General features: G+C 38.8%; 20 protein-coding genes. 5 read left to right on the forward strand and 15 right to left on the reverse strand.

Going from position 1 to position 23,667, the window contains the following annotated elements; translation table 11 throughout:
• Window positions 1-46 precede the first annotated feature (46 nt).
• From murA to LQZ75_RS05340, 4 genes are all read right to left on the reverse strand, one after another.
• On the reverse strand, window positions 47-1,321 hold the full coding sequence (murA, locus tag LQZ75_RS05325; protein WP_230096799.1) for a UDP-N-acetylglucosamine 1-carboxyvinyltransferase: 1,275 nt from the start codon (window positions 1,319-1,321) through the stop codon (window positions 47-49).
• Window positions 1,322-1,666: 345 nt separating this feature from the next.
• Window positions 1,667-3,280, reverse strand: coding sequence for a CTP synthase (gene pyrG, locus LQZ75_RS05330; RefSeq protein WP_230096800.1), 1,614 nt, complete (start codon window positions 3,278-3,280; stop codon window positions 1,667-1,669).
• 185 nt (window positions 3,281-3,465) lie between these two features.
• Window positions 3,466-4,068, reverse strand: a complete 603-nt coding sequence (rpoE, locus tag LQZ75_RS05335; RefSeq protein ID WP_230096801.1) for a DNA-directed RNA polymerase subunit delta — start codon at window positions 4,066-4,068, stop codon at window positions 3,466-3,468.
• 48 nt (window positions 4,069-4,116) lie between these two features.
• Window positions 4,117-4,551, reverse strand: a complete 435-nt coding sequence (locus LQZ75_RS05340; protein WP_230096802.1) for a YwiB family protein — start codon at window positions 4,549-4,551, stop codon at window positions 4,117-4,119.
• A 112-nt stretch (window positions 4,552-4,663) separates the two neighbouring features.
• Here LQZ75_RS05340 and LQZ75_RS05345 point away from each other — a divergent pair, with 112 nt between their 5' ends.
• Genes LQZ75_RS05345 through yidA form a run of 3 tightly spaced genes read left to right on the forward strand, consistent with a single transcriptional unit; the run spans window position 4,664 to window position 7,664 of the window.
• Entirely contained in the window at window positions 4,664-5,464 is an 801-nt protein-coding gene (locus LQZ75_RS05345) for a lipoate--protein ligase family protein (RefSeq protein ID WP_230096803.1), read from the forward strand.
• 12 nt (window positions 5,465-5,476) lie between these two features.
• Window positions 5,477-6,850 (forward strand): HD domain-containing protein, encoded by a 1,374-nt coding sequence (locus LQZ75_RS05350; RefSeq protein WP_230096804.1) that lies wholly within the window; start codon window positions 5,477-5,479, stop codon window positions 6,848-6,850.
• Between the two features lie 10 nt (window positions 6,851-6,860).
• Window positions 6,861-7,664 carry a sugar-phosphatase gene (yidA, locus tag LQZ75_RS05355; protein ID WP_230096805.1) on the forward strand — a complete coding sequence of 268 codons (804 nt, stop codon included), beginning with the start codon at window positions 6,861-6,863 and terminating at the stop codon, window positions 7,662-7,664.
• A 187-nt stretch (window positions 7,665-7,851) separates the two neighbouring features.
• Here the strand turns inward: yidA and LQZ75_RS05360 are convergent, their stop codons facing one another.
• Together LQZ75_RS05360 and LQZ75_RS05365 are read right to left on the reverse strand one after the other, a co-directional pair.
• A complete protein-coding gene (locus LQZ75_RS05360; RefSeq protein WP_230096806.1) occupies window positions 7,852-9,012 on the reverse strand; it encodes an AI-2E family transporter in 1,161 nt (386 codons plus the stop codon).
• Window positions 9,013-9,119: 107 nt separating this feature from the next.
• Window positions 9,120-11,861: a YhgE/Pip domain-containing protein gene (locus tag LQZ75_RS05365; RefSeq protein WP_230096807.1), complete on the reverse strand. Its 2,742-nt coding sequence runs from the start codon at window positions 11,859-11,861 to the stop codon at window positions 9,120-9,122.
• Between the two features lie 140 nt (window positions 11,862-12,001).
• On the opposite strand from LQZ75_RS05365, the gene LQZ75_RS05370 reads away from it, so the two are divergent.
• Entirely contained in the window at window positions 12,002-12,619 is a 618-nt protein-coding gene (locus LQZ75_RS05370; protein WP_230096808.1) for a TetR/AcrR family transcriptional regulator, read from the forward strand.
• 109 nt (window positions 12,620-12,728) lie between these two features.
• Here the strand turns inward: LQZ75_RS05370 and LQZ75_RS05375 are convergent, their stop codons facing one another.
• From LQZ75_RS05375 to LQZ75_RS05415, 9 genes are all read right to left on the reverse strand, one after another.
• Window positions 12,729-13,580, reverse strand: a complete 852-nt coding sequence (locus LQZ75_RS05375) for a metallophosphoesterase (protein WP_230096809.1) — start codon at window positions 13,578-13,580, stop codon at window positions 12,729-12,731.
• Between the two features lie 17 nt (window positions 13,581-13,597).
• On the reverse strand, window positions 13,598-14,467 hold the full coding sequence (gene hisJ / locus LQZ75_RS05380; protein WP_230096810.1) for a histidinol-phosphatase HisJ: 870 nt from the start codon (window positions 14,465-14,467) through the stop codon (window positions 13,598-13,600).
• Between the two features lie 3 nt (window positions 14,468-14,470).
• Window positions 14,471-15,493 (reverse strand): ABC transporter ATP-binding protein, encoded by a 1,023-nt coding sequence (locus tag LQZ75_RS05385; RefSeq protein WP_230096811.1) that lies wholly within the window; start codon window positions 15,491-15,493, stop codon window positions 14,471-14,473.
• A 7-nt stretch (window positions 15,494-15,500) separates the two neighbouring features.
• The gene (locus LQZ75_RS05390; protein ID WP_230096812.1) at window positions 15,501-16,298 is read right to left on the reverse strand and encodes an ABC transporter permease; all 798 of its coding nucleotides are present in this window, start codon (window positions 16,296-16,298) and stop codon (window positions 15,501-15,503) included.
• Window position 16,299: 1 nt separating this feature from the next.
• Window positions 16,300-17,121 carry an ABC transporter permease gene (locus LQZ75_RS05395; RefSeq protein ID WP_230096813.1) on the reverse strand — a complete coding sequence of 274 codons (822 nt, stop codon included), beginning with the start codon at window positions 17,119-17,121 and terminating at the stop codon, window positions 16,300-16,302.
• Between the two features lie 17 nt (window positions 17,122-17,138).
• Window positions 17,139-18,230 (reverse strand): ABC transporter substrate-binding protein, encoded by a 1,092-nt coding sequence (locus LQZ75_RS05400; protein WP_230096814.1) that lies wholly within the window; start codon window positions 18,228-18,230, stop codon window positions 17,139-17,141.
• A gap of 336 nt (window positions 18,231-18,566) precedes the next feature.
• Window positions 18,567-19,268, reverse strand: coding sequence for an NAD-dependent protein deacylase (locus LQZ75_RS05405; protein WP_230096815.1), 702 nt, complete (start codon window positions 19,266-19,268; stop codon window positions 18,567-18,569).
• Between the two features lie 15 nt (window positions 19,269-19,283).
• Complete coding sequence (locus LQZ75_RS05410; RefSeq protein ID WP_230096816.1) at window positions 19,284-20,279, reverse strand: IpaB/EvcA family protein; 996 nt, start codon at window positions 20,277-20,279, stop codon at window positions 19,284-19,286.
• The gene (locus LQZ75_RS05415; protein WP_230096817.1) at window positions 20,279-21,517 is read right to left on the reverse strand and encodes a hydroxymethylglutaryl-CoA reductase, degradative; all 1,239 of its coding nucleotides are present in this window, start codon (window positions 21,515-21,517) and stop codon (window positions 20,279-20,281) included. Before LQZ75_RS05415 ends, LQZ75_RS05410 begins: the two co-directional genes overlap by 1 nt.
• A gap of 145 nt (window positions 21,518-21,662) precedes the next feature.
• Here LQZ75_RS05415 and LQZ75_RS05420 point away from each other — a divergent pair, with 145 nt between their 5' ends.
• Window positions 21,663-23,594 carry a GTP-binding protein gene (locus LQZ75_RS05420; protein ID WP_230096818.1) on the forward strand — a complete coding sequence of 644 codons (1,932 nt, stop codon included), beginning with the start codon at window positions 21,663-21,665 and terminating at the stop codon, window positions 23,592-23,594.
• Window positions 23,595-23,667: the final 73 nt, after the last annotated feature.

Genomic DNA, 23,667 nt, shown 5'->3' on the forward strand with positions numbered 1-23,667 from the left:
ACCATATTACTATATTTTCGACAACCATTTAACCAATTGAAAATTGTTAATCTTGGTCTTCCACAATTTCAACATCCGCTGTCAATTGCGTCAACTTCCAAACCACACGATCATATCCACGTAAAATATGATCTGCACCGTGAATAGTTGTTTGACCATCTGCAAGTAAACCAGCAATCATCAATGCTGCCCCGGCGCGAATTTCGGCAGCCTTAACAGAACCACCAACTAAATTGCGACTTTCATTAATTGTAATTTCGCCTTCAACTTCTGAGGCGATATCAGCCCCTAAACGGCGTAATTCAACAATGTGTTTAACTCGTTTAGGATAGATTGTATCAATAATCTTACTTTCACCACCAGCAAGTAATAATGCAGCGGTCAACGGTTGTTGTAAGTCAGTTGCAAAACCAGGATATGGTGAAGTCTTAACACTGATTGGTGTAAACACCTCAGTTTTTGGGACATAGATTTGATCTTCATCAATCTTAAGATCCACACCCATTTCAATCATTTTTGAAGTAAATGATTCAAGGTGTTCTGGAATAATATTGTGAATTGTAATCCCATCACCAACCGCAGCTGCCAATGACAAATATGTCCCAGCTTCAATGCGGTCAGGAATAATTGTGTGTGTAGCATGCGATGCTAAATAAGGCACCCCTTCAATTCGGATTACATCAGTTCCTGCACCGCGAATTTTTGCACCCATGTTATTTAAGAATGTTGCAATATCAATAATTTCTGGTTCACGAGCAGCATTTTCAATAATTGTTTGTCCCGGTGCTTTAACAGCCGCCAAGATAATATTAATTGTTGCCCCAACTGAAACTAAATCAAGGAAAATCCGGGCCCCATGAAGACCTTCCGCTCCAGTTGTGATAAAGATTGTATCATCTTTTTCTTCAACTTCAGCTCCCAAAGCTTTAAACCCTTTAATGTGTTGATCAATTGGTCGAGGACCAATATTATCACCACCAGGGAAAGTCACTGTGGCCCGGCCAAAACGACCGAGCAAGGCGCCCATAAAGTAATAAGATGCCCGTAAACTCTTGATAGCGGTACTTGGTAGGGCTGCTTCTTGAATTTGCGTCGGATCAATATCTAAAACACTATGTTCAAATTTAGAAGCAACGTTCATTGAATCTAAAATAATTTGTAGATTGTAGACATCGGCAATGTCTGGCACACTGTCAAATTGTAACGGTGTATCTGCCAAAATTGCGGCTGGAATTAAGGCCACAGTAGAGTTCTTAGCGCCACCGATTGTGACGTCCCCTACTAAACGGTGACCACCATTTATAATCATTTTTTTAGTCATTTTATTTGTACACCTTTAAAAGCTAATTATTGTGTGTTGATTGATTTTATACACACCATCCGTAATATATGCGTGGCTACATATATTAATAAATTTTACATATATTTTCTTAAAATAACAACTAGCAAATTAACATTCTCATGATAATGCCATAGTTTTTAAATTTTGACGATGCCCACTGATAAAACAACAATCATTTTTTAAATAATTTCATTAATATAATATTACTTAAATAAATAGTAACCTTTTTTCAATCAAACATTTTTATTTATTAACCAATTTATTATATACAAAAAACGGTCAGTAAAGCGAGTTTACTAACCGTTGTTTTGTATATTTACTTAATTATTTTGCTTCGTGTTGCTTCAAAGCAGTGGCCACAAAGGCTGCAAACAATGGTGCTGGACGTTGTGGACGTGATAAGAATTCTGGGTGGTATTGGGCTGCTACGAAGTAATCCTTGTCAGGAAGTTCAACAACTTCCATCAAACGGTTATCTGGTGACACCCCTGAAAATACCATGCCGGCATCTTCAAATTCTTGACGGTAGGCGTTGTTAAATTCCCAACGGTGACGGTGACGTTCTTGAATTTCTTCAGCGTTACCATATGCTGCTGCTGTCTTAGTACCAGCTTTCAAGACTGCTGGGTAAAGACCTAAACGTAACGTTCCACCAAGATTTTCAACATCTTCTTGGTCCGCCATCAAACTAATGATTGGTGCATCAGTTTCAGGATCAAGTTCAGTTGAGTTGGCATTTTTGTGACCTAACACGTTACGTGCAAATTCAACTGATGCTAATTGCATTCCTAAACAAATTCCCAAGAAGGCGACGTTGTTTTCACGAGCATACTTAATTGCTAAGATTTTACCTTCAATCCCACGAGGACCAAAGCCACCAGGTACAACAATCCCATCAGCATCTGCCAATAATTCTTGGTAGTTTGCTTCAGTAACTGTTTCGGCATTAATGTGCTTGATGTTAACATCAGCATCAACGGCATAACCACTGTGCTTCAAGGCTTCATTAACTGAAATGTAAGCATCTTGTAAATCAGCATACTTACCAACAAGTGTAATGTTTACCGTTTTGTGCAAGTTCTTAACGTGATCGACAAGGTTTTTCCAGTCAGCCATATCTGCTTCTGGTGCTTCTAAACCTAACTTAGCTAAAACAACATCATCCATTTTTTGACGTTGTAAGTTCAATGGAATTTCATACAATGAATCTACGTCCATTGATTCAATAACAGCTTCTGGCTTAACATCAGTGAACAAGGCTAACTTTTCACGCATACCATCTGAAATTGGTTGTTCAGTCCGTAATACAAGCATGTCTGGTTGAATACCAAGTGAACGTAATTGTTGAACTGATTGTTGCGTTGGCTTAGTCTTCATTTCACCAGCCGCCTTCAAGAATGGTACTAGTGAAGTGTGAATGTAGAAGACGTTTTCAGCACCAACTTCTGACTTCATTTGACGTAAGGCTTCCATGAATGGCATTGATTCAATATCACCCACAGTTCCACCAACTTCAGTAATCACGATGTCAGCATCAGTTGTTTGCGCTGCTCGCATCATTTTTTCTTTTAAAGCACCAGTAATATGTGGAATAACTTGAACAGTTGCCCCTTCATAATCCCCACGACGTTCCTTAGCCAATACTTCTGAATAAATACGACCAGTAGTTACGTTTGAGTATTTATTTAAGTTGATGTCGATAAAACGTTCGTAGTGACCTAAATCAAGGTCAGTTTCCAAACCATCATCCGTAACAAAAGTTTCACCATGTTGGTATGGGCTCATAGTACCAGGGTCAACATTAATGTATGGATCAAACTTTTGTACCGCAATCTTAAATCCGCGATTTTTCAAAAGTCGTCCAAGTGATGCTGCGACAATTCCTTTTCCGAGCGATGATACTACACCACCGGTAACAAAAATGTACTTAGTTGCCATAAAATAAAACTCCTCCTCTGGTTCCCATGAAAACAATATCCTTAAAAAATAAAAAAGCTCCCAACTCAAGTTGAATTGGGAGCTAGTTAATAACTATCTGAACAGCCCTTACATTAGTAAGGAGCCCTAAAATATACTACACAAGTCATTGCTGATAGTCAAGCAATTAACATGTTTTTGTGTGATTATTTTTCGTCGTCAGAAAACTCTTCGTCTTCCTCGTCGTCATCGTCATCACTTAACTCAGATAATTGACCTTCAATACCATCTTCTAACATATTGTCATCGTCATCATCAACGTCGTCAAAGTCGTTAGCAGCTTTTAATTCTTCGTCATCATCTTCGTCTTCTTCGTCATCGTCTTCTTCATCATCGATGTTACCAAAATCATCATCTTCTGGATCATCGTCGTTGTAGTCGATAACGTCATCATCGTCAGCTGAGTCATCAAGGAACGCATTAACCTTCTTGCGTTTCTTCTTACGAGCTGGCGCATCATCTTCATCATCTAAGTGGACGGCTTCATCAATTGAGTCAATCGCATACCATGAACGAAGTCCCCACATATTATCTCCAAGGGAAATAAAACTACCATCGACATTCAAATCAGTATAAAACTGTGACAACCGTTCACGAATCTCTTCATCACTCTTGCCTAAAAATTGTTGAACCTCATTTACCAAGTCAGCAAACGCCAACTTTTCGCCGTGATCAGCTAAGACTGCGTGAGCAACCTCGATCAATGAGAGTTCTTCTTTATTTTGGCCATCAAATTTTGTAAGTTCCAAAATTAGCACGTCCTTTCAGTGTCTTAATATCTTTGCTATTTTACCTTTTTATTGAACAAATTGCAATCTAATCTTGTATTGTCCGACAACTTCTTTGCCTGTAATCAATTCATAATCAATTTGTACCCCACCAGTTAAAGGTGCTTCTTGATACGTAAAGTTTACCATTTTAGTTCGCGTAGTGATATCCATTAATCCAGCTGGCGTCGCATATTTCGTACTTGCTAATTCATTAGGATTAAAAACCAACCGTAAATCCGAACTCGCGTGGCGGCGTAACTGTGCTGTCCCATCACTAGCTAACTTCATTGTTACAGGAATTTTTCCAAGGGGATTAGTTTCTTGATAACGAATATAAACCGTCGTTCCCATCTTAAAAAATTGTCCAACTTCACTAAACGAAAATGATTCAGACTTACCATCTTGTTCAATATACGTCTTGATTTCTACATTAACCGGAATTCCGGCACTTTTTTCGGCCATTTTGACGCTCCTTCCATTACTGTCTATTTCATTATATACGAAATATTAGTTATAATGTAGTTTATAGAAACTAATATTTATCGAATAAACTTAAGTCCGGCGGAGGTTTCATATGCAAGTGCCATTTTCAGCCATTACATATTTAAAAAATGACTTTACTACTGAAGTTCCTTTTATGAGTAGTGTTTATAATCAATGTCTATATAATCATGTTGACGCAATGAACGCCATTTTACACATTTGGACTACCCCAAAACAAGTTGCTTTAGGTCCGCGTGATAAACAACTACCGAATTTTTCTGCCGCAGTTGCTTGGTTAGCAGCAAATGACTACACTATGTACAATCGTAATGCTGGTGGCTTAGCAGTGATTGGGGATACAGATATCTTAAATGCCAGTTTGATTTTCCAACAACCGGCAACCCCCTTATCAATTGATGAAGCGTACCAATTAGTCGTTGAATTACTGCAAAAAACCCTCCCCGACTTAACGCTTACTACTGGGGAAGTTGCAACTTCTTATTGCCCGGGTACATATGATATTAGTGTTAATGGCCAAAAAATCGCCGGACTTGCGCAACATCGCTACCAAAATAAAATTGCCGTTTCATTTTATTTAAGCGTTGCTGGTGATCAAGCATATCGTTGTGAAATCATTCGACAAATGTACTTAATTGGCCTCCAAAGTAAGACCATCACGCCCCCCTACCCAGACATTCAAGCAAGTTCTATGACGACATTAGCATCTTTAAACACTCATTATTCATTGGAGCGTGTTGTCACTAACTTAACGCATAATTGGTTTCCAATGATGCCTTTTGATCGTAATTTAATTAGTGCAACAACCCTTCAAACCTATATCGACCGTTTACAACGCCGCCAATCGCCAATTATTGGTGCACTCACTAACTAGAAAGGCTGCCTAATGGAGCAATATTTAACACAAAAACTACGTAAAGAAACCGTCCTTCGTGACCCAATCCATACGTATGTCTATGTCCACCACCAGATTATTCTCGACTTAATTAACACTAGTGAATTTCAACGTCTCCGACGAATTAAGCAACTTGGAATCGCGAGCTTAGTTTTCCCTGGAGCTGAACATTCACGGTTTACACACTCACTAGGCGTTTACGAAATTGCTCGCCAAATTACTAATCACCTCGCCCAAACTTATCCAACTCAGACACCTGGGGATGGCTTGTGGGATTCAAATGAACAAATGATTACCTTAATTGCTGCTCTACTTCACGACTTAGGTCACGGACCCTACTCACACACGTTTGAGCACATTTTTAAGACTGACCATGAACGTTATACCCAAATGATTATAACGACGCCTGGAACGGAAATTAACGATGTTTTAAAGCGGGTTTCACCGCAATTTCCACGCCAAGTTGCTGATGTCATTAATAAAACGTATCCTAATCCACAAGTTGTCCAAATCATCTCAAGTCAAATTGATGCTGATCGGATGGATTATCTATTACGTGATGCCTACTTTACCGGTGCTAGCTATGGTTCGTTTGACCTTTCTCGGATTATGCGCCTAATCAAGCCATATAAAGATGGGATTGCCTTTTCAATTGCTGGCATGCATGCCATTGAAGATTACGTCGTTAGTCGTTACCAAATGTACCAGCAAGTCTACTTTCACCCTGTGAGCCGCGCTATGGAAGTTATTTTAACTAGTCTCTTACGCCGAGCCAAGGATTTATATACTAAATCACTAACTGACAAAGCAGTAGATAGTTCTTTTATTCCAGCATCATTGCTGCCATTTTTTAATGGGCAGAGTACTCTTGATGACTATTTAATGCTTGATGATGGTGCATTAATGACCTATTTTAACGCTTGGCAATATGTTGATGACCCCATCTTAAGTGATTTGGCAGGTCGTTTTTTGAATCGCAAGCCACTCAAATCAGCACTTTTAACTACAGAGTCAAATCCATACATTTCCGTTGTTAAGGATTTAATTCAAACGGCCGGGTTCAACACCAACTACTATACCGCCGAAAACGATAGCTTTGATATGGCTTATGCAATCTATCAGCCTAATGCTAAAAAGCCATTTACTCAGATTGAATTAATTAATCCAGATGGGACAACGGTGGAATTATCAACATTAAGCCACCTGATTCAAGCGCTAGCTGATAAACAAGCTGGTGATCGCCGTTTCTTCTTCCCCAAAGACATGCTATCTAATCGGACTGATGATTTATTTAGTGGGATATACGTTGACTTTCAACAATACTTAAATAATAATTACCTTACAGCACCAAAAAATTTAATCTAGGAGATTTTTAATGAGCATTAAATTAGTTGCAATTGATATTGATGGAACCCTTTTAAATGAAAATAATGAGTTAACCCAACGGACGATTGACGCCATCCAAGCTGCCAAAGCAAAAGGTGTGAAAGTTGTTTTAACAACTGGTCGTCCATTAACAGGGGTTACCCCTTACTTGAAAGCCCTTGGTTTAGAAGGCGATGATCAATACGTAATCACTTTTAACGGTGCCTTAGCCCAAACTGTCAGTGGTAAGGTATTAACAAAGGAAACTATTAGCTATGATGACTATCGTGATATCGAAGCGTTAAGTCATGATTTAGACGTTAATTTCCACGTTGAAGATGAAGAATTGATTTACACGGCTCATCCACTAATCCCAAAGTACTCAATTGCGGAATCATTTTTAGTACTCATGCAAATCAAATATGTTCCGGTACCTGAAATGGTTACCAAAGACTATTCAAAAGCCATGATGATTGATGAAAAGGATGTCATTGATCGCGTAGAAAAAGCCGTGCCAGCTGAATTCCATGATCGCTTCTACATTGTCCGCTCAACACCATTCTTCTTAGAATTTATGAATAAAGATGCTTCTAAGGGAAATGCATTATCAGCATTGAGTAAAAAACTTGGTATTCAACAAGACGAAGTGATGTCTTTAGGTGACCAAGGTAACGATATGACGATGATTAAGTGGGCTGGCCTTGGAGTTGCCATGGGTAATGCCATTGATGAAATCAAAGCTGCTGCTAACGAAATCACAGCGCCTAACTCAGAAGACGGCGTTGCACAAGCAATTGAAAAGTATGTGCTATAAAATGCAAGCACAACTGGGCAATATCAAGTAGTAACTAAAATTACGAAATATGCGCATTAGCCTGTATTTCATTTAAATCTAGCCGGCGATATTTGGTTGTAAAAGCCTTTTTAGCCCATTACACCCACTCTATCAAAAAGGACTCTGATGAAATTTTTCATTTCATCGGAGTCCTTTTGCTTATCCGTTAATTTTTGGTATGTGGTTGTAAAACTTCCACTTCAATATCTTCATCATCAATGATTGCTTGATTATTTTGCACTAACCATAAATGCCAACCGAATTGAACAACTGTCCGAATAATGGCGTAAAATGGAATAGCTAAAATCATCCCCGGAATACCAGCAATATTACCAGCTGCTAGCAAAATAATAATAATTGTTAGGGGGTGAATTTTTAACGTCTTACCAATAATATTAGGGTAAATCACGTTTCCATCAAATTGTTGGACAATCACAACAATCACAATCACCCAGATAATTTGCCAAGTACCAATTGTCCATGCAACCAATAGTGATGGAAAAATCCCTAAATATGGCCCCACATACGGGATAATATTAGCAATCCCTGCCGTAATCCCTAGCAATAATGCATATGGTTGCCCAATTATAAAATAGCCAATACTGGTAAACACTGCGACGAATAAACATTCAATAACTTGCCCATCAATATATTGTGAAATTGTTTTTGACATTTTTTTGAATAAACTTTCGATTGCATCGGCTTTACTTGGTTGGAAAAATTTTTTAATACTTGGTAAAAACTTATGGCCATCGTTAAGCATATAAAAAACCATAACCGGTACTGTAATTGCGGTAATGGTAATACTAGTTAGCATCCCCACAACCGTCCCAATCCCATTAGCCGTTCCGAGCAAGAAACCTTTAGCATACTTGCTAATTTGCTTTTCTAATGATGCTGTGCTGACGTTTAAGTCCAGCCGATTAACCCATTTTGAATGTAACAGACCGTTAACTTGTTCTTGTAAGGTACTAGTAACTGCTGGAATATTAGCTAACAATTTACTTACTTGGGTAATTAATTGTGGAATCACTAACATCAAAATGCCAATAATTAGTAATAATACCGCTAACATTACGATTAATACCGCAATTGTATGGGGGAGCTTATGTTTTTTAATATGAATTTTTTCAACTAATTTTACAATTGGATTAAGGACGTAGAAACAAAATCCTGATAAAATTAATGGTACAAAAATTGTGCTAATAAAAATACCAATCGGTTCAAATAAAAATGAAATCCGAGTACACATAAAAACAATTAATACCACTACTAATAATTCTAGTGACCAAAATAATAATTTAGAATTGCGTAATTTATCAAACATGGCGGTATCCCTTCATAAATTCTATTACTAATAGCCTATCAAAGAAACGTTCTAGTTGCCAATAAAAATACCCTTAAAGTATTTAACTTTAAGGGTATTTTTTACTACTATGCGTTCTTAGCAGTTTGTTCTTTTTTAATTTCTTGTTCAGCCCAGTTACCGGCTAAATTTTTCTTTTGTAAGTGATTCATACCAAACCAGAGCAGAATTAAACTTGCAACCATAATGAGTAAAAGTACTCCGGCTGATTGCATAATTTGAACTGATCCAAGACCACCAGTTAAGGCTTCGCGTAAGCCAAGAATTGAATACGTCATTGGTAAGAATGGACTAACAAAGTTATAGAATCCGCTTTGAACTTGTAATGGGAAGGTCCCACCAGAACCACCAAGTTGAATCATTAAGAGAACCATGGCTAAGAAACGGCCAGGATTATCAAAGGTCATCGCAAGGAACATTACTAAGTACATCGCAGTTAATGAGAAGAGACATGCCATGAAGAAGGCTTCAAATGGATGGTCAGGGTGAATACCACCAACATACATCAAACCAACTTCAAGCACACCCATCGCAATCGCTACTAGACCACCGATGGCAATCTTGCTAGCAAACCAACCAGTTGTTGTACCACCAAGTTCGTAACGACGACGAATTGGGTAGATAAAGTTAAATACCAACGCACCGACATACAATGCTAATGAAAGTACATATGGTGCTAAGGCATGACCGTAATTTGGTACATAACTGAAGTGTGAGTGGTGAAGTTCAGTTGGTGTCGCAAACATTTTGGCAGTCTTATCAGTGAATGTTACGTTGTTAATTTGCTTAGCACCATCTTTTAAGGCTACCGTTAATTTACCAGAACCATCAGTCAATTGACTAGCACCGTCAAGTAATTTACCTGAGTTAGCGTTCAATTGGTTGGCCCCGTTAGCTAATTGGTTAACACCATTGGCTAAGGTTGGCACCTTACCATTAAGTTGACCAAGACCGTCATTCAATTGGTTAGCACCACCGGCTAGTTGGTTAACTCCACCCGCCAAGGCTGGTACGTTACCATTTAATTGGCCAATACCTTCATTTAATTGATTGGCACCACCAGCTAATTGGTTAACTCCACCCGCTAAGGCTGGAATCTTACCATTAAGTTGACCAAGGCCATTGTTCAATTGATTGGCACCACCAGCTAATTGGTTAACTCCACCCGCTAAGGCTGGAATCTTACCGTTAAGTTCAGCTGTTCCTGCAACCAATTGTTGACTACCAGGTGCCAATTGCGAAATACCTGCAGTTGCTTTAGCAAGTCCAGTATTCAATTTAGCTGCTCCACCATTTAAGCCATCCAAACCAGCGTTAACTTCGGTGAATAATTTCGCTTGGCCATCGCCTAAACCATTAATTCCATTACTTAACTTATCAATTCCGCCACTTAACTCACCTAATTGAGTTGGTAAATTTTTAAGCATTGGGTCAACAATGGCCATGTCTTTTTGAACAGCTGCCGTCATCGCAGCAAATTGTGGTTGTAATGCTCCCATTAGAGCCGCAGTTTGTTCATCAGAAATCCCAACTTTTTTAGCAGCTCCTTCAATAGCTGGTACTAACCCATTGACTGTTGCAATTTGATTTTGTAAATCAGCAATTGCCGCCTTTTGTGCGTCATTCAAGGTTGCACCGGCAACACCATCTTGTAATTGCTTAACCCCAGCTTTAAGACCATTAATACCATCAGTCAAAGTTGGTGCATTCGCATCATTAGATGAACCTTGTTGCGCTTTAATTGCACTTTGTAGTTTTGCTAAACCGTCTTGTAGCGCTGCACTTCCCGCATAAGCAGCTGGTAGACCATTATCTTTATCATTAAGTTGACTAATCCCACCAGCTAATTTACCAGCTCCGTTATTTAACTCTGAAACACCATTTGATAATGGTCCAATATTTTGTTGCAATTGGCCTAAACCAGTTACAAGTTGGCCTGAGCCATTACTTAATTGACCTACTCCGGCTTGTAATGGTGCGACATTACTTTGTAATTGGCCTAAGCCATTCACAAGTTGACCTGAACCATTTGCTAATTGACCTACTCCAGCTTGTAGTGGACCAACTTTACTTTGTAATTGACCTAAACCATTTGCTAGTTGACCAGCCCCACCAGAGAGTTGGTTAACTCCACTTGCAAGGGGACCAACACCTTGTTGTAACTGACTTACACCAGAACCAATCTGACTTACACCACCAGTATAAGTCTTAAGACCATTGTTTAACTGGTTTGCTCCGTTATTTAACTTAACTGAACCATCAGCCGCTTTTTGGAAGCCATCCCCAGCTTTTTCAACTTGAGCAAACATTGCCTTAGCATAGGCTTGGGTAATGGCGCTCTTAATCTTATCGTTAACCGCTTTGGCCCCTTGTTCTGAGATAACACTCCCAATGTAGTTCAATGAATCGTTTGTTTCATATGTCAAATTCATTTTCTTTGGATCTTTATCTAACAACGTTGTCGCATTCTTAGAAAAGTTTTCAGGAACCGTAATTGTTGAATAATACTTTTTGTCCTTCATCCCTTCTGCTGCTTGTTGTTTAGAAACAAAGACCCATTTTAAATCCTTGTTACTTTTCAATTGATCAACTAACTGTTGACCAGCAGAAATTTCTTTTCCATTGAACTTAGCCGCTCGGTCTTCATTAACAACCGCAACCGGTAAGTTTCCAGTACTACCATATGGATCCCACACTGACCGTAGGAAGAAGATACAGTACATAAATGGAATAAACGAAATTGCCATTAAAGAAATCATTAACACACGATTTGATTTTATCGCGGCAAATTCCCTTTTAATCATCTTCATCTCAATGCCATCCTTTATTTAATCTATGCAATAGTCTATAATAATTTATAAATGAACGCAATATACAATATTTGACATAATGTTCAATAAATATAAAAATCACTTTGAGCTTGTGTTTTAATATTCGAAAGGGATCCATTATGCGCCAAAGTCAACGGGTCCAACAAACCCAACAAAAACTCAAAAATGCTTATATTACCCTCTGTGAACAGGATGGTATTAATAACGTCACAATCAGTAATCTTGTTAAAGAAGCGAATCTCAGTCGCGGTACCTTTTATGTGAATTACAAGGATATTAATGCGTTGTTAGAAGAAATCCAAACCGAATTATTTGCTAACATCTTGAGCGAATTTCAAACTAAGATTAGTGACAATTCGGTCTACAACGAAATTTTTGTCCAAAACAATTCTAATGATAGTGTGTACTTATCATTTTCAAACGTTTTGAATTATATCTATAACAATATCCGGATGATTCGGGTCTTAATTCTTAATACTGAAAATCATGAGATGTTAAGTAAAATTAAGCAATTAATTGAAAAATACTTCATGGAAAGTGTTACTACTAACAACGGCCACATGACTGATAAACTTCCCGAAGATTACGCGCGTCAATTACTTGTCGATGGCCTCTTTAGCATTGTGATTCACTGGATCAAAAAGCCTAATCCGGAATCTCCTGAAGAAGTTGCCCGGATTATCGCAGCGAGTCGGCGCCTTGCACCTCAAAACCTAATTATTAATCCAACCGTCTAATATTAAACATTTCCACGTAACATGTTTAATTATAACTAATGGTTGTTAAATTTAAAAATAAACAGCACCCATTTCATATACTGATTGGGTGCTGTTTATTTGAGTATCTTTAAAAATTAATTACCTGGGTGTCATAGTGGTCAGAATACAAATCAATTATCCGAACACCCCGGGCTAGTTCGCCATACGTATTATACCCAGCTACATTCCCATAACTTAATTCGATGCCGTCTATTTGACTGCGGTAGTTATTTTCATGATCATGGCCGACAAATAATGCTTTCACATTTTGTTGATTAATAAAAGCATAGAACAAACCTGAACTATACCAACCAGAGCAAATTTTTTCACCCTTGGTACCCTCGATAATATTATCTGCTGCTAAATAATATTCAGCTAATGGGATGTGCATAAAGGCTAAATCTGTAACAGTAGTAGCCCGTTCAGCTGCGTGCTTGTTGAACCATATTACTTGTTCAGGTTCTAATGTTGCATAGCCTTCTTTTATGGCTGAATTAAAATAGTCACCTGAATCCCAGACAAATATTCGATTACGCACACCTTCATCTTGGTAAATATCAAGAGTATAGTTTTCACGATCATTAATGACAAACGGATTTTCCTTAGTAGCCGGGTTGGCTAACATGTTTTCGTAATTGCGTAAATCTGAGCGACTAAAAGCCCCTTCCGCATCGTGGTTACCGTAAGTCAATGCGACTGGAACCCCACTACGATTTAATACCTTAAATAATTCAGCTAATGATTCCTTTGGGGCTTCATTAATTTTCCCCCAAATTAAATCACCCGTTACCATAATCAAATCAAATTCATTAGCCGTTAAAACTTGGTCGATGCCGGCTAAAGTTCGTTTGTCTTCTTCCTTTAATGGAAAGGTTCCTAAATGAATATCAGTAATTTGGCAAATCTTAAACGCCGCATCTGCTTGGACCGTTAACTTCATGTTCTGTTCCTCAATTATTATAAATACATTTTTTGATCTAAATAAACGTTATAGCCTTGATTGACGGCTACAACGGCATGGGCGTCAGACCCATATACCATCGGAATTCCTAACATCAGTGCATCACGAATGATATCAAACGTTGGGGATGATTCAGTTTGTGTTTCACGTGGAATCCCGGACATATTACAATCCAACATAATCCCTTGTTCTTTTACAAGCCGCAAAATAGCGGTAATTAAAGCATCCGTTTCGGCATCACACCAAATTGTTTCGTTAGGGAATTCATTACGCCATTTCCGATATAACGTAATATGCCCAATTCGGCCGGGCTTATTAGCTACTTGCCATTCCAAAGCTTCTTTAATTGTTTTTAAATATGCTTTGGCGACACCAAGTGGGGTCTTATATTCAGCTAATACACCAGCTTTAAAATCAGCACAACTGTCATCAACCGCCCGAAGGCCCATTTTAGTTGGTAAAAAGTGAACTGATAAAATTGCATCATCAATTTGATCGGCATATTGAGCAAGCGCTGTCGCCGTATATTCGCGGCCAATCTTCAAGTAATCAAACTCAAAGCCCGTCAAAAGCGTAATTTGATCGGCATACTTAGCTTTCAAAGTGGCTAATTTTTCAAAATATGTGGGTAAATCTTCCGGAGCCATGCATGCGGTTGTAATCGCATGTTCAGCGCCGGTAACGTGTGTATAAAATTCCGGGGCCATAGGAAAGTGCTCTGTAATAGTATAGGTCTTAAAGCCAGCATCAATTGCTCGTTGAATAAATAACTCAACGTCTTCACCTGACCCATGCGGACAAAATTCAGTATGTGTGTGCCCATTCCAAGTTCGCCGATCAATTTGCAATAATCGTTCTAAATCCATGCTTTAACCAACTTTCTTGATTTCTGCAACTTTGAGATATACTTTAATTTCATCATTGAGCGTAAAGTTGATATTTTGATTCATACATTCAGCTTTAACAACGTGTCCAGTTGCCGTCTTCAAACTGTACTCAATCCGGTTGCCTAAGACGGCCATCTCAACAACTTGCCCTTCAATTGGTGCGTAACCATTTAAATTAGCTGGCATCACGTGTTCCAAAAGTTCTGGGCGGATAATGTATTGGCCGTCTGGTTGATCAGTTCCTAGACCAAGCATTGCTAGATCAGTCGCCGCTAACACATTATGGTTACCGATAAAGTCCGCCACAAACATTGTTTTAGGATTAGTGTAAATTTCCATTGCTGAACCTTGTTGTTCTAGTTCCCCTAAACTCATAATTAAAACATCATCTGAGATAGCCATCGCTTCAGTCTGGTCGTGCGTCACAAAAATCATCGTAATTCCAAGTTCTTGTTGGTAACGTTTAATCTGATTACGTAATTCAACCCGAGTCTTAGCATCAAGGGCACTTAAAGGTTCATCCAACAGTAGTAATTTAGGCTCTAAAACCATTGATCGGGCAATTGCCACCCGTTGTCGTTGACCACCTGATAAATTAGCTGGGTAGTAATCACGCCGATCAGTTAAACCAATGATAGCTAACATATCGGTAACCGCTTTTTCAATTTCAGTCTTGGGCTTTTTTTGAACTCGTAAACCGTACGCAATATTATCAAATACCGTCAGATTCGGAAACAACGCATATGACTGAAAGATCATGCCAATATTTCGTTGGTTAGGGGCTAAATTCGTGATATCTTGGCCGTCTAAAGTAATCTGACCCGCAAACGCTTGATTCAAGCCCGCAATTGCTCGTAATACAGTTGTTTTTCCACTCCCACTAGGTCCTAAAAATGATGTTAGTGTCCCTTTTTTAATATTAAAACTCAAATCTTTAATCACTGTGTTGCCATTAAAACTAATATTCAAATGACTGACACTTAAAAAGTTGTCCGTGTTAACCATCCTTCGCTTACTCCTTTTTAGCTCGTTTTTGATTTGATACAAGCTTAATTAAAATTAATGCAATAACACCTAAAAAAAGAAAGAAAATAATTGTCAAAACACTGGCCGCATTTCCGTTGGTGTTCATTAAGCGATACATATAAATTTTCAAGGTCTGGTATTGGCCGGTTAAGAAAATGTTGGTAATTACATATTCTGTAAATGCTGCCGCAAAAGTTAACAATAATCCCACCATCAACCCTGCGCGGATATTTGGCAACACTACGCGGATAAAAGCACCTACCTTACTATCACCGAGTAATTGGGCTTGTTCAAACATCCCTCGAAAATCATCACCCATAAAAGCATTGTTCAAACTTTGATAAAATGCGGGTAAACAAATTGCGGAAATTGTCAAAATCAAAATTATTATTTTAGGTACAGCGACATTACCGTATAGTTGGACTAATCCTGTAACTAAAACAATTCCTGGAATTGAATACGGTAATATCGAAAGGTACCGTAATTTTTCTTTTAACTTTGGATTGTAGACATTGGCATAAAAAATGACTGGTAAAAAAGCGACCATCGTCACAATTACAACAGCTATTGCCAGTAGTAACGATCGAATCACTGACGGAATAAAATTCGGATCAGCAGTCAAGACACCATACCATTTGAACGTCAAACCATTCGGTAAAATGGTTTTGACCCAAACCGTCGAAATTGAATAAAAAAACGTCGCTACAATAGGCGCTAGTAAGAATATTGCAATCAGGGTAATCACTAATTGTGGGCGCCACTTATTGACCCTTTGTACTTTCATACTACTTCCTCTTTCTGTTGATGATTCGATTACCAACTAACACTAACATTGCCATGACTGCTGCAAAAATAGTTGCTAAAGCACATGCAAGTGGCACATTGGCATTCAATGAGCCATCAATTAACGACCCAATCACGATTGGAATTGAAATAAAGTTGTTCCCCGTTAAGGCATACATCGTTTCATATGTTCCCATCGCATTGGCAAATAAAATAATAAATGTTTCGATAATGTTTGGTAGCAAAATTGGTAAAATAATGGTCTTAATAAAGAAAGAGCGATTTGCGCCCAAGACTAATGCAGCTTCAAACCACTCTTTCTTGATTTCTTTCATTGGTGCGTAAAGGAATAAAATTCCCAACGGTACTTCAAAAAACGTATAGGCCAAAATTAAACCTTGCAAGGAATAGATACTAAAACCGCCTAAAAAGCCAATATGCAACGTGTGGGCTAATGCTTTGGCAATACCGGCATTTCCAAACACAATAATTAATGAAAATGCTAATGGAATCCCTGCAAAACTTGCTGCCAAGTTAAACAAAATAATTAAAATATTTTGCGTCCGTTCAGCTAACTGTGTAATCGCCCAGGCACCTAAAATGGAAATAACTAAGCCGATGATACCGGCAATTAGTGATATCCATAAACTATTGAAAATTGCCATACGGTAGTAGTTTTGGCTAAAAATAGTGGTGTAATTACTAAAGGTAAATCCACCATCCATGCCCTGAAAACCGGCAATTATCATAACAACAACGGGCAAAACCAATCCAACTAACATCACTAAGCTAAACGGGAAAAATAACTTGACCTTCGAACCCATATTTCACACTCCTAACCTTACTTACCTAGCACTTCTGATTGCCACAATTGCGCTAGCTTCAAGGTTGTTGCATTCCAAGCAGCTCCATCTTTAACGTGGTAAACATCCTTGTAGTCACTGTCTGGTAATAATTGTGCTGCAACATCGGCTGGAAGTTTAACATCTTTTCGAATTGGACGAGCAAAACCTTTGGCTAAATTAATTTGACCGGCATCTGACAAGATGTAGTTACGCGCTAACTTAGCTGCGTTAGGGTGAGCAGCATTTTTGTTAATAACTTCGGCGTATCCACTCATTACAGAACCATCAGTTGGAATTGTAATCTTGTAACGACTGTTATCGCCAATTAACTTACGGTAATTAAGGGCGTTAAAGTCCCACACAATTGCGACTTGTGTTTCACCTTTTTGAAGATTTTGAACCGTTAAGTTATTAGTTGATAAACGGTGTTCTTTTTGTAATTTTTGGAAGAATTTAATCCCTGGTTGAATATCTTTTTCGTTACCACCGTTGGCCACGGCAGCGGCTAACACCCCATATTGGGATTGGGCAGCGGTCGTAACATCCCCAAGATCAACATTGTATTTACCATCAGCCAGTTGTTGCCAAGAAGTTGGGGCATCACTCGCTTTAACATTTTTAGTATCTGTAATAAAGGCAATGGTACCTGTGTATCCAGCTGACCAGTAACCTTTAGAATCTTTAGCCCATGCAGGTATTTGATCCCAGTATTTTGTTTTGTATGCTGTTAAGAGATTTTGTTTAACTGCAGTTGGGGCAACGTTAATCCCAATATCACCAATATCAGCCGCACTCGCCGTTTTACCAACTGACTTAAAGTTTTGTAGTTCTTGTGCACTCGACATATCAGTATCTTGGTGTTTTACCCCAAATTTATCCTTCAAATCATTCCAAGTACCAACCCAGTTAGCCCAAGAATCTGGCATCCCAACCGAACGAACCATACCTTCTTTTTTCGCATTTTTAGTAATGGTTGTTAAGTTATCAGAAGTCGCTGAATCATCAGCTTGCGTTGAACACCCTGCCAATAAAGTACCAGTTAAAGCCAAACTTAAAACTAAGATTCCAGATTTTTTGCCAAATTTCATCAGAAAATCCCCTTTCATTCAATACCATAACTATACAAGGCCAATATTTATTTTTAAGACACGAAGTTGTAAATTTTTGTATCAATTTAGTCCATTTCTTAGTTAGTCGTATTATTCTAAATATTCTATTTGGCCTTTTAACTTTCTAATCCAAGCCTCGTATATCAAGAATTTGTCAAATAATTTGTTCACAGTTCCAGCTACCATAGCTAAATATTCATATTAATCTTGTATTAAATCGTTACGCTAAATTTACATAAAAAAACACTTTAGAAAATAATTTTTCTAAAGTGTTTTTTACTATTTAATTTGTCGCAAACTTACTTGCATTACTTGTTAGTCGATATCAATTGCTTCAAACGCCTTCACCGCATCACCAATATTTTGGTGCACAAATGCCGGCGCCGGAATTCGTTCTAAATTAACTGCCACAACTTGTGTCTGTGCTTGGGCGTATTCCAGTAATCCCGCAAATGGATAAACGACGAAACTGGTCCCAACAATCACAATTAAGTCCGCTGCATGAACCCATTCCATCGCTTGCTCAACTTTAAAAGGAATTTCACCATACAAGGTAATATTTGGTCGGAGTAATGCTCCATCTTCCCGATACAATCCATGCTGATAAGTATGGTAATCAACATGTTGGTTATCCTTTGGAGCATAAATGTCATAAATATTACCATGAAATTCAATCACATCTTCAGCATTTGCCCCCGCCTTGAGATGTAGGCCATCAACATTTTGAGTAATGATTTTAGCTTTGCCTTGTTGCGTTAGGGCTGCCATTTTTTGATGAATGACATTGGGTTGAGCATCGGGATAAAACATGTTATCCATAATGAATTGATACATTGCTGCTGGTTGTTCTTGTAATGCATCGGTACTTAAAAGATATTCAGGCCGCAAAGTTTGATTATGATATAAGCCGTTTTTAGAACGGTAATCTGGAATTCCCGAAGCCGTTGATACACCTGCTCCTGTCATAAAAACAATTTTTTTAGCGGTATTAATCAGTGCTTGTAAATCAACTGGCATGGGCGGCCTCCTTAATTAATCGTTGTCAGTATCGGTTGCTTCTTCTTCACGTAAGGTGTATGGCATGGCAATACTATCAAATAACTCTTCAACTGTCATATCATAAAGTTGCTTAAACCATTCTGTTGAGCCTCCACTAACTGTTTCAGGAACTGAAATGACAAAGCCGTTTTGGCGGTCAAGACGATTCAAACCAACAAAGGCCCGTTCACCAGTCTTTTTATCCAACATATCAGAATGGAAAACTTCAAAGATTTGGCGTACTTGCATCCCAGCTTGTCGTTTTGAAAGCACACTTGTCAAAGTTGCATATTCTGTCGCGTGTAATTCAGGCATGTGCCAAATTGCCATTTGTTCGTCAAAGGCTTTGAATAATTTGACAATTGCGCGGCGCATGCTAAATGGTGAATTGATTGGTTTTTTAGTAATTACGGCGTTAATATTTTTCGCAGCTTCGTAGGCCAATGGATAATCTTTACGGAAACGAGCCATGTATTTACGTTTATCATCATCTTCGCTATAGAAAGCAAAGGCATCTAGCAACGTTAGTAAACGTAAAGCGGCTTCATCATCATTTTTAGCTCCTTCAACTGTTAGCGTATCACTAACTCCAGCTGCATATGCTTCAGCCACTTCCGCATTCAAAACACCATGCTTCCGTTGCTCTTGGGCAATAATTTGGTGCGCAACAACATCATACAATCGCGTTGTCATACTCATCATTTGTTCGTTTAATTCTTGATCATCAAATTTTAAATCAAACATTACTTGTGGGAAGCCAGTCAATGACATTAAAATATGCATTAATTCATGTGTTGCGGTGTAATCAGGTGCTGTCACGTCACTAACTTGAATGAGCAAGCGACTGCCCATCATATCACGGGTTGCTTGATTATAAGTAATTTGACCACTTTTTTGAGCACCTAAGCGCACCATAATTTCCCCAGGGAAAATATCATTAATTTGTTGTAAAAGTTGTTGTGTTACTTGTCCTAAACGTGCTTCTGTCATTATTTCTCTCTCATTTCTGTTAATAATTGGCGGGCAGTTTGCATATCAGCATGCGGCATTTGTTGTAAGCGTGTGACTAATATTGGGACTTCCGTAATTGTCGCACCAACTGCCAATGCTAATGATTTTAATTGTAATTGCATGTGACCAGCTTGAATGCCGCTAGTAACTAAGGCGCGCAGTGCTGATAAGTTTTGGGCTAAGCCGACAGCGGCAATGACTTGGGCTAGTTCCCCGGCTGATTCAACTGCTAACAACTTATGGTTAGCTTGGACTAGTGGCACAATTCCAATTGAACCACCTACAACCCCTACCGGCATTGGTACCGTAATTTCACCATATAAAGTTGTCGCATCATGCGACCACGTCACTAAATTACGATATTGACCATCCCGGGCAGCGTAGGCATGAATACCTGCACTAATCGCGCGCCAGTCATTACCACTGGCCATCACAACTGCATCAATCCCGTTCATCACACCTTTATTTTCAGTCGTTGCGCGATATGCATCCCGTTGACTAAATTGATTAGCTAATACAATCCGTTGGGCAATATCCGCCGCCTCAAAGCCAGCTTTTGCAACTGCTTTAAATGGTAATGCCACTTTTGCTGTTACTAATGATGTTGTTGCTAAATTAGATAATATTGCCATCACAACATTACCGACTTGTTGCGTTTTGATATAACTTGCAACTGCTTCACTAATCGTATTAACAACATTGGCACCCATCGCGGCTTGCGTATCAATGTGCAAGTCTACTGAAACAAAGCCATCACCTAAATCTCTTGTCGCAATGTGCTTTAAGCCGCCACCACGTTGCGCCATGGATGGATGCGCAGCATTACCAATTTCAATCAAATACGGCGCTTGCTCTGCAACAAGGGTTGTAACCGCTGCAAAATCGGCTTCATTAATTAATACTTGGCCAATCATTTCACGTGAAACATTCGTTGCCGTTAACCCGCCACCCATGTTAATCATGCGCGCTCCATTTGATGCAGCCGCAATTACTGAGGGTTCTTCTGTGACCATTGGCACTTGGTATGTTCGCTCATTAATTACAATATTTGGTAAAATACCTTCTGGTAACGGAAAACTCGTAACATAGTTTTCAATCATTTGTTCATTGATTGCCGAATAATTGGTAGTAAATAATGCTTGTTCACTCGCTGTCAGCTTAGTAGTTGCTGCAAGTGTTGCTAAGCGTTGTTGCCAGTCCATTTGATGAAATTTCATAATCTGCCTCTCTTTTGTCGATATATATTTTATCATGTTTGCCAATCCCCTAGCCACATGAAAACTAGGTAATCCGGCGTTTCCTAGTTTTTTTAATGCTAAATTGCTACAATTAATAGTAATTTCCTGTTCATAGGAGGCACACATGAAAAAAACTACGATTGGGGTCTATGCCCACGTTGATGCAGGTAAAACAACCTTTAGCGAGGCATTATTATACGCATGTAACACCATTTCGACATTCGGCCGCGTGGATAAACAAACGACCTTATTAGATTATCATGCGATTGAACGCAATAAAGGAATTACGGTCTTTAGTGACATCTCACATTTCACTTATCAAGATCAAGAATATCAATTACTTGATACGCCAGGACATACTGATTTAATTGCCGAAATGGAACAAACGCTCCCAGTTGTTGATATTGCCATTTTAGTTATTAATGGTAATGATGGTGTTCAAAGCCATACATTAACGTTATACCGGATGTTAAAAAAACAGCATATTCCGGTTTATATCTTTATTAATAAACTTGATAGTCAAACAAGTGATTTAGAACACTGCCTTCAAGGTATTCGTACGTATCTCACATCAGATAGTTACTATTTAACCAGTATTAGTGAGTTAACAACACCCGCTTACTTAGAATGGTTAGCAAATTATGACGAAGCCATCTTAGAGGCTGTTCTTGATGAACAAGTCAAACCAACATTAGCCTTAGCGGCTACTCAACGGGTCATTGCTAATGAAGCCGCCCAAATCATTATGGGTGGTAGCGCCTTAAAGCAACTCGGGATTACCGAATTTATGACCGTCATTAACCAAACTGCGTTACCAATTGAAGCACCCATTAAAACTGATTTTGGGGCCTATGTTTATAAAATTATTTACAACGACAAACATGAACGCATTACCCTTTTAAAAATTATGGCCGGGGAATTAGTCCCCCGAACAAGTCTTGTTATTGGGGATGAAGTTGAAAAAATTAATGAATTACGGCGCTATTCCGGAGCCCAATATCAACAGATTTCTTGTGCCACTGCCGGTGATATTATCGGTGTTACTGGTTTAAAAACGACGCAAATTGGGATGGGATTAGGAAATTATGTACCGACTTTTAGCGAACCTAAAAAGCCCATGCTTCGGGCAACTATGACTTCAGCAACTCCCCTAGATACTAATTTTTATCAAGTCATTCAACACATTAAAGAGCAGATGCCCTTGATTGAGCTTCATTTCCCTAAAGATACGCATATGATTTATATTGATTTTGTTGGAAAAATTCAACTTGAGGTTTTCCAAGATTTGCTCGCCCAAACCACGCCGTATCAAATTGAATTTTCCGAATACACCGTCCTTTATCAAGAAACAATCACCGACACCGTTATCGGTTACGGCCATTATGAACCGCTTGGGCACTATGCTGATATTACCCTCAAATTAAGCCCTAGTAATACACCCGGTCTTAGTTTTAGTAGTGAAGTACCACTCGAACAACTATCAAAACAAGCACAAAATATTATCGGTGACAGCATTTTCGCCCGCCCGCAATTAGGTGTCTTAACCGGATCACCACTTACTAAAGTTCATTTTACTTTAATAGCTGGTAAGTTAAGTCTTGTTCACACAAGTAAAGGGGATGAACGAGCAGCAACTTGGCGGGCAATTCGCCAAGGTTTAGAACAAGCACAGTCACAAGTATTGGAACCTTGGTATGCTTTTGAAATTATCGCTCCTCTTGATTACATGGGCCGTATTTTAGCAGATATTCCAAAAATGCATGGCCGGTTTAATCCACCGGTAATTAACGATGACATTGCCCTAATCCATGGGGAAGGGCCAGTACGTGACTTAGCTCAGTATCCGGAAACGTTAGCCGCCCTTTCTAAAGGTAAAGCTAGCATTCAATTTGATTTTTATGATTACTTACCGTGTTATGATGCAACAGCAGTTATTGAAAGCATCGGCTACGAAAAAGACCGCGACCTTGATTATCCTTCAAGTTCCATTCATTTCAAAAAAGGAGCGGGCTACGAAGTGAAATGGCAAGACGTCTTATTACGACGACAATCATAGCCAAAAAGAACCAATATACTGAAATACTAATAAAAAAGGCTAGGAAAATTTATTTTTCTGAACTGCCCCCCAT

The organism is Periweissella fabaria (assembly GCF_918814575.1).
GTDB lineage: Bacteria > Bacillota > Bacilli > Lactobacillales > Lactobacillaceae > Periweissella > Periweissella fabaria.

What these genes read in the sequence shown, in the direction of transcription:
- murA (WP_230096799.1), bottom strand. Translation starts at nt 1,321, where the DNA reads ATGACTAAAAAAATGATTATAAATGGTGGTCACCGTTTAGTAGGGGAC.
- pyrG (WP_230096800.1), bottom strand. Translation starts at nt 3,280, where the DNA reads ATGGCAACTAAGTACATTTTTGTTACCGGTGGTGTAGTATCATCGCTC.
- LQZ75_RS05340 (WP_230096802.1), bottom strand. Translation starts at nt 4,551, where the DNA reads ATGGCCGAAAAAAGTGCCGGAATTCCGGTTAATGTAGAAATCAAGACG.
- LQZ75_RS05345 (WP_230096803.1), top strand. Translation starts at nt 4,664, where the DNA reads ATGCAAGTGCCATTTTCAGCCATTACATATTTAAAAAATGACTTTACT.
- LQZ75_RS05350 (WP_230096804.1), top strand. Translation starts at nt 5,477, where the DNA reads ATGGAGCAATATTTAACACAAAAACTACGTAAAGAAACCGTCCTTCGT.
- yidA (WP_230096805.1), top strand. Translation starts at nt 6,861, where the DNA reads ATGAGCATTAAATTAGTTGCAATTGATATTGATGGAACCCTTTTAAAT.
- LQZ75_RS05360 (WP_230096806.1), bottom strand. Translation starts at nt 9,012, where the DNA reads ATGTTTGATAAATTACGCAATTCTAAATTATTATTTTGGTCACTAGAA.
- LQZ75_RS05365 (WP_230096807.1), bottom strand. Translation starts at nt 11,861, where the DNA reads ATGAAGATGATTAAAAGGGAATTTGCCGCGATAAAATCAAATCGTGTG.
- LQZ75_RS05370 (WP_230096808.1), top strand. Translation starts at nt 12,002, where the DNA reads ATGCGCCAAAGTCAACGGGTCCAACAAACCCAACAAAAACTCAAAAAT.
- LQZ75_RS05375 (WP_230096809.1), bottom strand. Translation starts at nt 13,580, where the DNA reads ATGAAGTTAACGGTCCAAGCAGATGCGGCGTTTAAGATTTGCCAAATT.
- hisJ (WP_230096810.1), bottom strand. Translation starts at nt 14,467, where the DNA reads ATGGATTTAGAACGATTATTGCAAATTGATCGGCGAACTTGGAATGGG.
- LQZ75_RS05385 (WP_230096811.1), bottom strand. Translation starts at nt 15,493, where the DNA reads ATGGTTAACACGGACAACTTTTTAAGTGTCAGTCATTTGAATATTAGT.
- LQZ75_RS05390 (WP_230096812.1), bottom strand. Translation starts at nt 16,298, where the DNA reads ATGAAAGTACAAAGGGTCAATAAGTGGCGCCCACAATTAGTGATTACC.
- LQZ75_RS05395 (WP_230096813.1), bottom strand. Translation starts at nt 17,121, where the DNA reads ATGGGTTCGAAGGTCAAGTTATTTTTCCCGTTTAGCTTAGTGATGTTA.
- LQZ75_RS05400 (WP_230096814.1), bottom strand. Translation starts at nt 18,230, where the DNA reads ATGAAATTTGGCAAAAAATCTGGAATCTTAGTTTTAAGTTTGGCTTTA.
- LQZ75_RS05405 (WP_230096815.1), bottom strand. Translation starts at nt 19,268, where the DNA reads ATGCCAGTTGATTTACAAGCACTGATTAATACCGCTAAAAAAATTGTT.
- LQZ75_RS05410 (WP_230096816.1), bottom strand. Translation starts at nt 20,279, where the DNA reads ATGACAGAAGCACGTTTAGGACAAGTAACACAACAACTTTTACAACAA.
- LQZ75_RS05415 (WP_230096817.1), bottom strand. Translation starts at nt 21,517, where the DNA reads ATGAAATTTCATCAAATGGACTGGCAACAACGCTTAGCAACACTTGCA.
- LQZ75_RS05420 (WP_230096818.1), top strand. Translation starts at nt 21,663, where the DNA reads ATGAAAAAAACTACGATTGGGGTCTATGCCCACGTTGATGCAGGTAAA.